Genomic DNA, 13,092 nt, shown 5'->3' with positions numbered 1-13,092 from the left:
CATGATCATCTCCGCCTCCACCGATTACCGTGCTGCTGCCGAACGCCGGCTGCCGCCGTTCCTGTTCCACTACATCGATGGCGGCGCGTATGCCGAGCACACGCTGAAGCGCAACGTTTCCGACCTGTCCGACATCGCGCTGCGCCAGCGCATCCTGCGCAACATGTCCGACCTGAGCCTGGAAACCCAGCTGTTCGGCGAAAAACTGGCGATGCCGGTGGCGCTGGCGCCGGTCGGCCTGACCGGCATGTATGCGCGGCGCGGCGAGGTACAGGCGGCGCGCGCGGCCGACAGCCGCGGCATCCCGTTCACCCTATCCACGGTGTCGGTGTGCCCGATCGAGGAAGTGGTACCGGCCATCCAGCGGCCGATGTGGTTCCAGCTGTACGTGCTGCGCGACCGTGGCTTCATGCGCAATGCACTGGAGCGTGCACAGGCCGCCGGCGTGACCACGCTGGTATTCACCGTGGACATGCCGGTGCCGGGCGCGCGCTACCGCGATGCACACTCGGGCATGAGCGGCCCGAATGCCTCGCTGCGCCGCATCGGCCAGGCCATCACCCATCCGCACTGGGCGTGGGACGTGGGCCTGTTCGGCCGCCCGCATGACCTGGGCAACATCTCCACCTACCGCGGCAACCCTACCGGGCTGGAGGATTACATCGGTTGGCTGGGCAGCAACTTCGATCCCTCCATTTCGTGGAAGGACCTGGAGTGGATCCGCGAATTCTGGAAGGGCCCGATGGTGATCAAGGGCATCCTCGACCCGGATGACGCACGTGATGCGGTGAAGTTCGGTGCCGATGGCATCGTGGTCTCCAATCACGGTGGCCGCCAGCTGGACGGCGTGCTGTCCACCGCGCGTGCGTTGCCGGCCATCGCCGATGCGGTGCAGGGCGACCTGAAGATCCTCGCCGATTCCGGCATCCGTACCGGCCTGGACGTGGTGCGCATGCTGGCGCTGGGGGCCGATACCGTGCTGCTGGGACGCGCCTTCATCTATGCGCTGGCCGCACAGGGCGAGGCCGGCGTGGCCAACCTGCTGGACCTGATCGCCAAGGAAATGCGCGTGGCGATGATCCTGACCGGTGCGCGCCGCATCGCCGACATCGGCCGCGATTCGCTGGTCAGCCTGCCATGAGCGGCCACGACGCCGTGCTGGCACAGTTGCGCGATGCGGTCGGCAATCGCCATGTACTGACCGGCGACAAGGCCACGCGGCGCTTCCGTCGCGGCTACCGCTTCGGCGATGGCCCAGTGCTGGCGGTGGTGCGCCCGGGGACGCTGCTGGAACTGTGGCGCGTGCTGCAGGCAGCGGTGCAGGGCGGCGCCGCGATCATCCTGCAGGCGGCCAACACCGGGCTGACCGGCGGCTCGACCCCGGATGGCGATGACTATGGCCGGCCGATCGTGCTGGTCAGCACGCTGCGCCTGACCGGCATCCAGTTGTTGAACGAAGGCCGGCAGGTGCTGTGCCTGCCTGGCGCGACGCTGGACCGCCTGGAGCAGACGCTGGCCCCGCTGGGTCGCGAACCGCATTCGGTGATCGGCTCGTCCTGCATCGGCGCCTCGGTGCTGGGCGGCATCTGCAACAACTCCGGTGGCGCGCTGGTGCGACGTGGCCCGGCCTACACCGAGCTGGCGCTGTATGCGCAGGTCGATGCGCAGGGCCAGTTGCAGCTGGTCAACCATCTGGGCATCGCGCTGGGTGACACGCCCGAGCAGATCCTGCAGCGCCTGCAGGCCGGTGACTACACGGCCGCCGACGTGGGCGATGGCGACGGCCGTGCGGCTTCCGATCCACGCTATGCCGAGGAAGTACGCAAGGTCGATGCCGATACCCCCGCACGTTTCAACGCCGATCCCAGCCGCCACTTCGAGGCGGCCGGGTCCGCGGGCAAGCTGGCGGTGTTCGCGGTGCGCCTGGACACCTTCGAAAAGGAGGCCGCCGAAGTCTTCTACATCGGCAGCAACCGCACCGACAGCCTCACCGCGATCCGCCGCCAGCTGCTGACCGGCTTCGAGCGCCTGCCGATCGCGGGCGAGTACATTCACCGCGATGCCTATGACATCGGCGAGCGCTACGGCAAGGACAGCTTCCTGCTGATTGATCGCCTCGGTACCTCGCGTGTGCCCGCGGCGTTCGCATTGAAGAGCCGCATCGATGGCTGGTTCGAACGGCTGGGCCTGCGCGGGGTGACCGACCGGGTGATGCAGATGCTGACCGGCCTGCTGCCCTCGCACCTGCCCAAGCGCATGGGTGAGTTCCGCCAGCGCTATGAGCATCACCTGCTGCTGAAGGTGTCCGCGCAGGACGCAGCGCAAACCGAAGCCTGGCTGCGCGATTTCTTCGCTGGCCACGAAGGCGGCTATTTCCACTGCACGGCCGAGGAGGGGCGCAAGGCGTTCCTGCATCGTTTCGCCGTAGCCGGTGCCGCGGTGCGCTACCGCGAAGTGCATCGTGAGCAGGTGCAGGACATCGTCGCGCTGGACATCGCGTTGCGACGTGACGACGCCGACTGGTTCGAGCAGCTACCGGCGGATATCGACGGCCGCCTGTTGCACAAGCTGTATTACGGGCACTTCCTGTGCCACGTGTTCCATCAGGACTACATCGCGCGCAAGGGCGAAGACCCGATGGCGATCGAGCATGCGATGTGGGCGCTGCTGGACCAGCGTGGCGCCGAGTATCCGGCCGAGCACAACGTCGGCCACCTGTACCCGGCCAAGCCGGCGCTGGCCGGGTTCTACAAGCAGCTGGACCCGAGCAATACCTTCAACCCGGGTATTGGCCAGACGTCGAAGGCGAAGGGGTGGGGCAGCTGCGATTGCAGTGGGCATTGAGGACGGAAAGGGCAGTCGAGCATGGCTCGACGCTACAAGGGCGATGCCGGGCAGGCCCGCCGCCGTCCGGGTAGCGGTTACCATCGGAATCCCAGCCACAGGAGCCGCCCATGCCTTCCATTCCCGTCCGCGCCGCCCTGTGCGCTGCATTGCTGGCGACCCCGCTGCTGGTGCTGGCGCAGTCTTCTATCCTGCCGCAGCAGCGCGATGCCGCTGGCAATGTGATGGAACCGCTGGGGCAGGTGCTGATCGCGAGTGAGACTGGACCATCGGGGCTTTACGACTGCACGCGGGACGGCAACTGGTGCGTGCGCGTGCAGCCGGTCGCCGAGGAGGGTGACCGGCCGAGCGTGCTGGAAGTGCTTGAGAAGGTGCAGGGCCAGGGCAAGCCACACACCTACCACGTCAGCATCGACGTGCCGCAGGAAGCCGACCTGTCACTGTGGCCGTGGATCGTGCGCCTGGCGCCGGGCGTGGGCAGCGACGAAACAGTGACCGACCCGCAGCAGCGCGCCCGCCAGAATGTGCTGGTAGGCGGCATCGTCAAGTTCAGCACCATGTACTCCGGTGGAAGTGCGGACGCGTCCACGCTGCAGTTGGCACGCGTGCGCCACCTGCAGGACGACATCCAGGTGGACGACGACGTGCTGACCGTGCCATGGCTGGGCAATGCGATGATCCGCGCCTGTTTCAGCGAGCAGGACATGAAGCAGCGCGCAGGCGCCTGCCACGACGAATACGGGTTCTCGGCCAAGCTCGGGCTGGATCCGGTGGCCGAGGGCATGCCGGTGCTGCGCTACCAGACCGTGGCGACCCGGTTCCCGGCGGGTGTTTCGCGCTTCGAGGATTCGCTGGCCAGGGGCCCGCTGAAGAAGAAGGACCTGCGCACCGAGCAGGACCCGGCGTGCAGCTACACGCGGCTGTTCCGCTTCAGTGATGGGGTGTTCAACCCCGACCAGGCGCTGCCGGACTGCGCGGGGTATACCGAACCCTGACATGTAGCGTCGAGCCATGCTCGACTGGGGTTTTCTGTAGAGCCGAGCCTGCCCTCGGCTGTCACGGAAGCGCAGCCGAGCGTGGGCTCGGCTCTACAGCGCCTACTCGCAGCGGGTGGCGGTGATGATGTTGTCCTTGTCCACGTAAACGCGCAGGCGATCCTGGCGGATGTCCTTGGTGGTGATGGTGCTGGGGCCGATCGGGTTGACCAGGCCGGCGCCGCTCTCGCTGGACAAGCGGCGGATGTTGGGTTCGTTGGCCGGCTGGCCGATTGCCCAGCCCAGCTGGCTGGCATCGCAGTGGCCGGTACCCTTGACCTGCGGGCCAGGGGTGCTGACGCAGGCCGACAGCAGCAGGGCCGACGCAGGCAGTAGCAGGGACAGACGGAAGGCGGACATGCGAGCGCTCCTGCGCAGGGAAGATGGGCGGAACGATAGCACCCGTCGCGCGAAAGGCGTCAGCACTCCGGTCATTGCCGGCACAGCGTGGTCATTGCATAGTGGCAGGGATGGCTGGCAGCACGCCAGCGGGCAGGCCGGGCCATTCCGGTGCAGGTGTTGGATACGCTATGACGGCAGGCAGTTTGCGCGACAAGCGCAGGGCGAGAAGGGTACTGGCAGTGTCGGTGCTGGGCGTGGCGTTTGCCGCCTCTGCCATCGAACCGGCGCCGGACGCCGCTGCGGAAGCGCCGGTGTTCGGTGCCTGGCGCAACCTGCAGACCGAGGCAGGCTACGCACCCGCCCAGCGCAACCTGGCGTTCGCGATGCTGCCGCAGGCCGCCACCCGCGGCGATCGATTCGCCATTGTCGATCGTGAGGGCAAGCGTGCGGTGTGCTGCCTGCAGGTGGCCAGCCCGTCGCTGGGCGTGGCCGCACTGCGCGAGCAATACCACCTGCCACAGGCCTGGGTGACCGACCTCAGCAATGGCCGCAGCCCGGCACGCCCCTACCTGCCGCATGTCTATGCGATGCAGCGCGTGGATGAACTGGCTGACTATGGTTTCACCGATGTGCCGGGGGCCTACAGCGACCTGGGTGGGCTGCTGATTCCCGAAGGTGCCGCGCTGGAGGCCGATGGCAGTGCCGTGCGCCTGGGGGATGAGCGCTATCCCCTGCATTTCCAGCGCCAGCCGCACGCCGAAGATGATGGCGCACTGGACCGCTACACCCTGCAGGCGGGCGAGGGTGTGGCTCCGATCGTGGTTGAAGTGCCGTTCGGCACCTACTGATTGCAGCACCGCACTGGCTAGAATGCAGCGCGGCGCCGCCTGCCGTGCCTGTTCCGTGAGTCGCCGCCGTGTCCCTGCGCCCGTTGCTGCTGTCGCCCCTGCTGCTGTTGTCCGCCTGTGCGAGCGCGCCGCCTCTGCCGCCCGTCCATTCCGATGCGCTGTGGCGCCTGATCGAGCGTGACTGCCAGGCAGCTGACGGCCCGCGCGGCAGCTGCCTGCGGGTGGAGACGGCAGCCGGCCGCCGTGACGTGCTGGTCAAGGATGCACACGGTGACTACCAGTTTCTGCTGATGCCGCTGGACAAGGTAAGTGGCATCGAGAACCGCGGTCTTTACCAGCGTGGGGCGCCGAACTACTTCGCTGCGGCCTGGCAGGCGCGCAGCCACACCGAACAAGCCTTGCGGCAACCGCTGCCGCGCAACGTCGCGAGCCTGGCATTGAACTCGCCGCACGGCCGTTCGCAGCACCAGCTGCATATCCACGTGGATTGCCTGCGTGGCGACGTGTTGCAGGCGTTGGACGTGCATGCCGCTGCCCTGGGCAGCCAGTGGTCACCGTTGCCGGTGCCGCTGCGCGGTCATCAGTACCAGGCCCGCCTGTTGCCGGGCGCGGAACTGACCGCCAATCCGCTCAATCTGCTGGCCTATGACCTCGCCGGCGTGGACGACGTGGGCCAGTGGAGCCTGGTGGTGGCGGGACGGGATCCGGTGCAGGGTGGCCCGGGTTTCATCCTGCTGGCCACCCGTGTGGACCCCGGCACCGGCAACGAGGCCAGCGCTGAAGAGCTGCAGGACCACGCCTGCGCAGTGCTGACCGGCGCAGGTGCATCGCTGGAGCGGGTCCGCTAACTCTCGGGGTGCTGGCGGCTGCGCCAGACCGGCGCGGTCAGTGCCAGCAGCTGGCGATCCTGCCAACCGTCCAGATCCAGGTGGTGGTCGCGCAGCAGCCCTTCCTGTTCGAAGCCGAAGGCGTGCAGTGCAGTGGCGAACGGGCTGCTGCAGTCCGGTGGCAGCATCACGAACAGGCGGTGCACGCCCACATCCTTGAAAAGGAACGGGCACAGCGCCCGCAGCGCTGCATCCGCGTGCGGGTGCCAATGCTGCAGCGACAGCAGCTCGGCGCAGCGCGTATGCAAGCACTGCAGGCGGACATGCAACTGGTCCAGCACGGTGCCGTGCTCGTCATCGAATACCCCCAGCATCAGCTGATCGTTGTCCTGCTCCAGCCGCGAGCGGTGCATGTGGGCCAGGAAGCGGGCTTCCTCGTCGATACCCGCCGGATGGCGTCGGCCGCGCCGGCGGCGATCATCGAACAGGCGCCAGCGCGGCAGGTCGGTACGCTGGAACGGGCGCAGGGTGACCGGTGCGGCCTGCAGCTGCAGCAGGTGACGGCGCAGCACCGGCCGCAACGGGGGGAGAAGCGAGGTGGGATACGGGATCATCATCCCCGGCACGATGGCCGTGCCCGCCTCCCTGCACCATTCAAAACATTGCAAAAATGCGGTGAGCGGAGCCGGGGGTCTGATTCGGTTCAGGCATAAGCCCATCAGGGCTGGTCATTTCCGTTGAAACCACCCATTCAGGACACTTTCGTTACGGGATCGTTATGTGCCGCACAGGCCACGGCTCCCCCGTACCACCCGCCCACTCCCCCAGGAAGCCCATGTCCGCCTCCCACAAGGCGTTGCGCCCGCGTCCGCTGGTGCTCGCGCTGTCGTCCCTGATGCTGGTCTCGCTGCCGGCCTTCGCGCAGGAAAGCGCACCCACCACATTGCAGGAAGTGAAGGTCACCGGCTCGCGCATTCCCCGTGCCAGTGTCGAGGGGCCCTCGCCGGTGACGGTGATCAGCCGCGAGCAGATCGATGCGCAGGGCTACCGCAATGCCTTCGACGCGCTGAGCGCGCTGACCGAGAACACCGGCAACGTGCAGGGCGAGGACTTCGGCAATACGTTCACGCCGGCCGCCAACACCATCAACCTGCGTGGACTGGGTCCGAACCGCACGCTGGTGCTGGTCAACGGCCGCCGCCAGGCCGACTACCCGCTGGCCTACGAGGGCTCGGTGAACGTGGTCAACCTCGCCAACATTCCCAGCGCCCTGATCGAGCGCATCGAGGTGCTCGCCGCGGGTGCGTCGGCGGTGTATGGCTCCGATGCCATCGCCGGCGTGGTCAACATCATCCTCAAGGACCGCTTTGAAGGCGTGGACGTGAACGTGCGCGCCGGCGGCACCCAGCAGGGCGGGGGTGACAACCAGCGGGCGCAGGTGGTCGGTGGCAGTTCCGGCGAGCGTTGGGATGCGCTGTTCGGCTTCGAGTTCGACGTGCGCAAGGCGATCCACGCGCGCCAACGCGACTTCATGGATTCACTGGACGATGATCCGGCCGGCAAGGCGCCGCAGGCGACCGCGATCGCCTATCGCCGCAATGCTGCCACCGGCCGCAACATCGATCCGGGCGTGAGCGGCTGCGACGCAGCGTCGGGCATTTATGGCGGCAGCGTGTTCCGTGCCAACAACCCGCGCCAGGGCTGGTACTGCGGCAGCAACGAGGCCGCCGCCAGCTACTGGACCGTGCAGACCCAGAAGCGCAACCTCAATGGCTATGGCCTGTTGACCTTCCACGTCAACGACACCACCGACCTGTTCGCCGATGTCGCCGTGGGCAGCGCGCGCATCTACAACAACACGCGTGCGCCGACCTGGACGTCGTCACGCAACTACTTCTACAACCAGAACAGCGGGAACCTGGAGAGCTGGTACCGCCGCTTCGCGCCGGAGGAAATCGGTGGCCTGCCGCGCAATGCCAATCGGTTCCTGGAGAACTCGTGGTCGTTCAACCTGGGCGCGCGCGGCCAGATCGGCGACAGCGGCTGGGACTACGAGGCGGTCTACAGCCGTTCGCGCTACGAGAACCGCACCCGTCGCCCGGTGCTGCTGGCCGGCATCAACGAGTACCTGCTGGGCCCGAAGCTGGGCGTGCGCAATGGCGTGGAGGTCTATGCGCCGGACCCGGTGCGCCTGTTCAAGCCTTTGACTCCGAACGAGTACGAGGGCCTGTCCGACTATCAGGAAAGTCGCAACGCGGCGTGGCTGCAGACCTTCAGCGCCAGCATCAATGGCCGCCTGTTCGCACTGCCGGGCGGCGATGCTGCGCTGGCGGCGGTGGTCGAGGCCGGCAGCCAGGGCTACCGCAACCGCCCGGACCCGCGCCTGGGCACCGGCGAGTTCTGGAACACCAGCGCCGGTATCGGTGCCGGCGGTGATCGTGATCGCTATGCGGCCGGCGTTGAACTGCAGTTGCCGTTGCTGCAATCGCTGACCACCACGCTGGCCGGCCGCTACGACCAGTACCGCGCAGGCGGCGAGCACATCGGCAAGGCGACCTGGAGCTTCGGCGTCGAGTTCCGCCCGATCGAGAGCCTGTTGATCCGCGGCTCTGCTGCGACCAGCTTCCGTGCGCCGGACATGAACTACGTGTTTGCCACCGAGACCCGCGGCTACAACCCGGGCATGACCGATTACTGGCGCTGCCGTACTGCAGGCCAGTCGTACGACAACTGCGACTACAACGGCCTGTCGATCGACTACAGCAACCGTGCCAACGCACAGCTGCAGCCGGAAACCGCCAAATCCTATGGGTTCGGCGTGGTCTGGTCGCCGCTGTCCGGGCTGGACTTCAGTGCTGACTACTACGACATCCGCATCGACAATGAGGTCACCAGCCTCGACACCAGCCGTATTCTTCGTGATGAAGCCGATTGCCGCCTGGGACGCACGTTGGGTGGCGAAGCGCGCGATATCGGTTCACCGCTGTGCCAGGACGCGCTGTCGCGGGTGATCCGCAACCCGTCCAATGCCACGGTGCAGCCGGACCAGGTAACCCGCGTGCTGATCAATCCGATCAACGCGGCCTCCGAGTCGGTGCGCGGCCTGGACCTGAAAGGCAACTGGCGCTTCGACGCCGGCCGCTATGGCCGCTTCACCACGCGCCTGGCCTATACCGTGGTGCTGGAGCATAAATACCGGCAGTTCTCCGATGATCCGGAGCGTGACATCCGCAATTCACTGGATGACTACCAGTGGCGCAGCAAGGCCAATGGCAGCATCACCTGGAACCAGGGCGACTGGACCACCACGCTGTACGGCAATCGTTTCGGTTCACTGCCGAAGACCGATGGCAGTGGCCGCATCGCGCCGTACATGACCTACAACGCCAGCGTGTTCCGCCAGTTCGGCGAGAACCTGTCGGTGGGCGTGATCGTCAACAACCTGCGTGACAGCCGCCCGCCGGCGGACAGGAACGGGGGCGGCTGGCCGTTCTACCCGGTCGGCAACTACGACCCGTATGGCCGCCAGTACTGGCTGCAGCTGGACTACCGGTTCCGCTGATCGGGCGGGCAGACAGAAGGCCCGGCAATGCCGGGCCTTCTGCTGTCTAGACACCGCGGTGATGGCGCGCGCCGGTCGGCTAGGGCAGGGCCTGTTGCAGGTACGACTCGATGACGTAGCTGAAGGGCTGCTGCTGGCGATCGCGTAGCAGCGCGCGCACTTCCAGGACCACGCCGTCGTCGCCTTCGCCACGCGGTGGCCAGAACGTCTGGTCAGCCAGGGTCTGGCGCTGGAAACCGAGCGGGCCGACCACGCGGCCAAAGGGTTCGTCGGTGCTGTCCAGCACCTGGTTCATGGCCGGGCTGAGATGGTCCGGCAGGTACCAGTTGTCGGCCTCGGACAGCACGCGGCTGCCACAGACCAGCTGTACCCGGCGGTAGCGCAGCGCGGTGCCAGGCTGCGTCGCACCCAGCGCCTGCAGCACATCGGCAGGGGCAGGCTTGTCCTGGCCATGCACACGCACCGCGCGCACCCGCGCCTGTTCGGCCAGGCCGTGTTCGGCGCACCAGTGTTCCAGGGTGGCGGTGGCGCTCTGCCCGGACAGCACACGCTGGTGCAACCGCTCGACGAGGGCAGCCGATGCGATGCGCTGTTGGCCCGGCGGCGCCTGCAGCGGCGCGGTGGCGGCCGTATCGGCGGCGGACAGGCTGGCCATCGGGGCAGCAGCGAGCAGGGACGCGGCCTGCCAGCGGCGGAGGCGATCGTGGCGGTCGGACGGGCCCATGCGGCATCACAGCGGAAACAGGTGCCTATGGTACCCGTTCAGGCGTGTGCACGGCGTGGCTGCGAGCTCCGTCGCAACCGCGTTCATCGGATTGGTGAATATGTGGCATCCAGATATTTCGTTGGCCGATGGCAGCGCGGGCGCGCAGGATGGCGTCATGACTTGGCTTTCCGGGAGTTTCCGATGACGCTTCAGTTCGTCCATGGCGGTGTAGACCGCTACGGCGCGCCACTGCATTTCCATATCCGTGACGGCCGCATCAGTGGCCTCAATGGCGAGGCCTCGCCGGCCGACGGGGCGGAATGCGTCGACCTGCAGGGCTTCGCGGTCCTGCCCGGGCTGGTCGACGGCCACATCCATCTGGACAAGAGTTTTGTCGGCGACCGCTGGCACCCGCATCAACCGGTGAACAGCCTGCGTGAGCGGTTGGCGGTAGAGAAGGCCGCGGTAGCGGGTGCCGCGCCGATGGTGGACCGTGCCGAGGCATTGATCCGCCAGTGCAGCCGCTTCGGCACGGTGGCCATGCGCTGCCACGTCGACATCGACGGCAGCACGGGCCTGCGTCATCTCGAAGCGGTGCGCGAGGCGGCGCTGCGCTGCGCCGACATCATGCGGATCCAGCTGGTGGCGTTCCCGCAGGCCGGGGTGATGTCCTGTCCGGGTACCGCCGCCGTGCTTGAGCAGGCCCTTGCAGCGGGCGTGGAGGTGCTGGGAGGCATCGACCCGACCACGCTGGATGGCGATGCTGAGGGCCAGCTGGCACTGCTGTTCGGCCTGGCCGAGCGCTATGGCGTGCGCCTCGACATCCACCTGCACGAGCCCGGCGAAACCGGACTGGCCCAGTTGCTGCGCATTGCCGCGCGGACCCGGGCCGCTGGCCTGCAGGGGCGGGTGGCGGTCAGTCATGCCTACTCGCTGGGCGACGTGCCGCTGGCGCGCGCGTTGCAGGTGGGCGAGGCGCTGGCCACGGCGGGTGTGGCGATCATGAGCAACGCGCCGGGTGATCATCCATTTCCGCCTTTGCGCGCACTGCATGATGCGGGCGTGCGCGTGTTCGCCGGCAACGACAACATCCGCGACTGCTGGTGGCCTTACGGCAACGGCGATCTGCTGCAGCGGGCGATGCTGCTGGGCTACCGCTCGGGCTTCTACACCGATGCCGACCTGATGCTGGCGCTGGACATGGTCACGACCCATGCGGCGCAGGTGATCGGGCTGCCGCAATACGGTCTCGTGGAAGGGCATCCGGCCACTTTCGTGGCCGTGCGGGCCGATCATGGCCCGGCTGCCGTGGCCGGGGTGCCGGTGCAGCGCCGGGTAGTGGTGGATGGCCGTTGGCTGTAGACCACGCCGCGCCAGCTCCGTGTAGTGCCGAGCCATGCCCGGCGGCTTTCAGGCGTAATCGTCTGCGCGGGTGGCGACGAACTCTTCCAGCCACGCCAGCAGATGGGCGATGTCGATGACCTCGCCCTGCTCCACGCGCTTGAGCAGCAGGGTGCCGGCGCCGATCTGCAGGTTGCTGTCGGCATGGCGCAGCACCGCGTCGATGCCCCAGGCATCGGTGACCTGCATCCAGGCCAGGCCCGGCACGCGTTGCGCCAGAGTGTCACCGAACGCCACGCCCAGGGCTTCCCAGCCGCCGCAGTCGTCACGATCGATCAGTTCGGCATCGACCACGCGCTGCAATGTGCTGGCGGCCAGCGGCCATTGCACCGGCAACGTCGGGAAGCTGGCGGCCACGCGCGCGGCGATCAGTGCACGCTGGTGCTGCAGGTGCGTCTGCAGCGCCGCAGGCAGGGGATCGAAGCGGGTCGGGGTTTCGTCGGACATGGCGAGGCGCCGTGGAGCACGGAATCAAGGGGCACTGTACGAGGCCATGATGCCTGCCGTGCGGCAAGATTGATCAGATATCGATGATCAATGCGCGTAAGGCATCCACGCGTGGCGTGGACCTACCGTGGTCAATCCGGTTCGCGCTGTACCTGCCGCCACAGCTCGCTGGCCAGTGCCCGCACCGCATCATCGGCATCGGCACGATGCAGCAGGCCGATTTCGTAGTTGTCGATCACCGGCAGCCCACGCTCGCCATCGATGATGCGGTGCTCGCGCGTGACCGCGCGGCGCGGCAGCAGGCTGATGCCGATGCCATCAGCCACCGCGCCCTGGATGCCACTCAGCGACGAACTGGTGAAGGCAATGCGCCAGCGCAGGCCCAGCGCTTCCACGGCGTGGATCATCTCGTCGCGGTACAGCCCTCGCGGCGGGAAGGTGACCAGCGGCAGCGGGTCCTGCTGCAGGCAGCTGCTGCGCAGGCTGTCGATCCAGTGCATCGGCTCGCGGCGGCAGTGCACCGCCTGGCGGCTGTTGCGGCGCTGCTTGACCAGCACCAGGTCCAGCTCGCCGTGGTCGAAACCCTGTGCCAGGGCGCGGCTCAGGCCGCTGCTGATCTCCAGCTTCACCTGCGGGTGGCGGCGGCTGAAGGCGGCCAGCATGCGAGTGGTCTGCGGGTTGACGAAGTCTTCGGGTACGCCGATGCGGACCGCGGTTTCCACCGTCGCGCCGGCCAGCGCCTGTGCCATTTCCTCGTTCAGGTCGAGCATGCGCCGCGCATAGCCGAGCAGGGTGTGGCCGGCGTCGGTGGGGTGTACATCGCGGTGGCCGCGCTCGAGCAGGCGATGCCCGGCCAGTTCCTCCAGCCGCCGTACCTTCTGGCTGACCGTGGACTGCGTCGAATGCAGGCGCGTGGCCGCCGTGGTGAAGCTGCCGCAGTCGGCCACCATCACCAGCGCCCGCAGCAGGTCCAGTTCGAACAGGGTTCTATTCGATTTGGCACTGTCTTGCATTTGAACATTTCACTTCTGGATACCCAGGCCGACTTCTACCATGCGGGGCAGGGGCCGGCAATGCGCGG

12 protein-coding genes are annotated in these 13,092 nt (G+C 67.5%); 7 read left to right on the top strand and 5 right to left on the bottom strand.

What is annotated here, in order from left to right:
- Position 1 precedes the first annotated feature (1 nt).
- From lldD to ACUDTM_RS04620, 3 genes are all read left to right on the top strand, one after another.
- The gene (lldD, locus tag ACUDTM_RS04630) at positions 2–1,141 is read left to right on the top strand and encodes an FMN-dependent L-lactate dehydrogenase LldD (protein ID WP_353080431.1); all 1,140 of its coding nucleotides are present in this window, start codon (positions 2–4) and stop codon (positions 1,139–1,141) included.
- On the top strand, positions 1,138–2,844 hold the full coding sequence (gene dld / locus ACUDTM_RS04625) for a D-lactate dehydrogenase (protein ID WP_072167472.1): 1,707 nt from the start codon (positions 1,138–1,140) through the stop codon (positions 2,842–2,844). The genes lldD and dld overlap by 4 nt, the downstream gene beginning before the upstream one ends.
- A 110-nt stretch (positions 2,845–2,954) precedes the next feature.
- Positions 2,955–3,839 carry a hypothetical protein gene (locus ACUDTM_RS04620; protein WP_088497344.1) on the top strand — a complete coding sequence of 295 codons (885 nt, stop codon included), beginning with the start codon at positions 2,955–2,957 and terminating at the stop codon, positions 3,837–3,839.
- A gap of 102 nt (positions 3,840–3,941) precedes the next feature.
- Here ACUDTM_RS04620 and ACUDTM_RS04615 read toward each other — a convergent pair whose 3' ends face one another.
- Positions 3,942–4,238: a hypothetical protein gene (locus ACUDTM_RS04615; protein ID WP_005417035.1), complete on the bottom strand. Its 297-nt coding sequence runs from the start codon at positions 4,236–4,238 to the stop codon at positions 3,942–3,944.
- A gap of 170 nt (positions 4,239–4,408) precedes the next feature.
- On the opposite strand from ACUDTM_RS04615, the gene ACUDTM_RS04610 reads away from it, so the two are divergent.
- Together ACUDTM_RS04610 and ACUDTM_RS04605 are read left to right on the top strand one after the other, a co-directional pair.
- On the top strand, positions 4,409–5,068 hold the full coding sequence (locus ACUDTM_RS04610) for a decarboxylase (protein WP_088497343.1): 660 nt from the start codon (positions 4,409–4,411) through the stop codon (positions 5,066–5,068).
- 68 nt (positions 5,069–5,136) lie between these two features.
- Positions 5,137–5,916, top strand: coding sequence for a CDP-diacylglycerol diphosphatase (locus ACUDTM_RS04605; RefSeq protein WP_088497342.1), 780 nt, complete (start codon positions 5,137–5,139; stop codon positions 5,914–5,916).
- On the opposite strand, the gene ACUDTM_RS04600 is transcribed toward ACUDTM_RS04605, so the two are convergent.
- On the bottom strand, positions 5,913–6,512 hold the full coding sequence (locus ACUDTM_RS04600) for a GNAT family N-acetyltransferase (RefSeq protein ID WP_353080432.1): 600 nt from the start codon (positions 6,510–6,512) through the stop codon (positions 5,913–5,915). The genes ACUDTM_RS04605 and ACUDTM_RS04600 overlap by 4 nt on opposite strands.
- Positions 6,513–6,730: 218 nt before the next feature.
- On the opposite strand from ACUDTM_RS04600, the gene ACUDTM_RS04595 reads away from it, so the two are divergent.
- Positions 6,731–9,457, top strand: coding sequence for a TonB-dependent receptor plug domain-containing protein (locus tag ACUDTM_RS04595; protein WP_072167477.1), 2,727 nt, complete (start codon positions 6,731–6,733; stop codon positions 9,455–9,457).
- A gap of 79 nt (positions 9,458–9,536) precedes the next feature.
- Here the strand turns inward: ACUDTM_RS04595 and ACUDTM_RS04590 are convergent, their stop codons facing one another.
- A complete protein-coding gene (locus tag ACUDTM_RS04590; RefSeq protein WP_072167478.1) occupies positions 9,537–10,181 on the bottom strand; it encodes a hypothetical protein in 645 nt (214 codons plus the stop codon).
- 183 nt (positions 10,182–10,364) lie between these two features.
- Here ACUDTM_RS04590 and ACUDTM_RS04585 point away from each other — a divergent pair, with 183 nt between their 5' ends.
- Positions 10,365–11,525: an amidohydrolase family protein gene (locus ACUDTM_RS04585; protein WP_353080433.1), complete on the top strand. Its 1,161-nt coding sequence runs from the start codon at positions 10,365–10,367 to the stop codon at positions 11,523–11,525.
- 48 nt (positions 11,526–11,573) lie between these two features.
- Here ACUDTM_RS04585 and ACUDTM_RS04580 read toward each other — a convergent pair whose 3' ends face one another.
- A complete protein-coding gene (locus ACUDTM_RS04580) occupies positions 11,574–12,011 on the bottom strand; it encodes a DUF3806 domain-containing protein (protein ID WP_088497338.1) in 438 nt (145 codons plus the stop codon).
- Positions 12,012–12,142: 131 nt separating this feature from the next.
- Positions 12,143–13,024, bottom strand: a complete 882-nt coding sequence (locus tag ACUDTM_RS04575; protein ID WP_072167481.1) for a LysR substrate-binding domain-containing protein — start codon at positions 13,022–13,024, stop codon at positions 12,143–12,145.
- Positions 13,025–13,092 lie beyond the last annotated feature (68 nt).

The sequence above is a fragment of the Stenotrophomonas maltophilia group sp. vghtpe118 genome (genome assembly GCF_052605195.1).
This window is presented reverse-complemented; position numbering and strand designations above follow the sequence as displayed.

Excerpts from the sequence above, each read along its gene's own strand:
- ACUDTM_RS04590 (WP_072167478.1), bottom strand. The coding sequence starts at position 10,181 with ATGGGCCCGTCCGACCGCCACGATCGCCTCCGCCGCTGGCAGGCCGCG.
- ACUDTM_RS04585 (WP_353080433.1), top strand. The coding sequence starts at position 10,365 with ATGACGCTTCAGTTCGTCCATGGCGGTGTAGACCGCTACGGCGCGCCA.
- dld (WP_072167472.1), top strand. The coding sequence starts at position 1,138 with ATGAGCGGCCACGACGCCGTGCTGGCACAGTTGCGCGATGCGGTCGGC.
- ACUDTM_RS04610 (WP_088497343.1), top strand. The coding sequence starts at position 4,409 with ATGACGGCAGGCAGTTTGCGCGACAAGCGCAGGGCGAGAAGGGTACTG.
- ACUDTM_RS04575 (WP_072167481.1), bottom strand. The coding sequence starts at position 13,024 with ATGCAAGACAGTGCCAAATCGAATAGAACCCTGTTCGAACTGGACCTG.
- ACUDTM_RS04600 (WP_353080432.1), bottom strand. The coding sequence starts at position 6,512 with ATGATGATCCCGTATCCCACCTCGCTTCTCCCCCCGTTGCGGCCGGTG.
- ACUDTM_RS04620 (WP_088497344.1), top strand. The coding sequence starts at position 2,955 with ATGCCTTCCATTCCCGTCCGCGCCGCCCTGTGCGCTGCATTGCTGGCG.
- ACUDTM_RS04615 (WP_005417035.1), bottom strand. The coding sequence starts at position 4,238 with ATGTCCGCCTTCCGTCTGTCCCTGCTACTGCCTGCGTCGGCCCTGCTG.
- ACUDTM_RS04580 (WP_088497338.1), bottom strand. The coding sequence starts at position 12,011 with ATGTCCGACGAAACCCCGACCCGCTTCGATCCCCTGCCTGCGGCGCTG.
- lldD (WP_353080431.1), top strand. The coding sequence starts at position 2 with ATGATCATCTCCGCCTCCACCGATTACCGTGCTGCTGCCGAACGCCGG.
- ACUDTM_RS04595 (WP_072167477.1), top strand. The coding sequence starts at position 6,731 with ATGTCCGCCTCCCACAAGGCGTTGCGCCCGCGTCCGCTGGTGCTCGCG.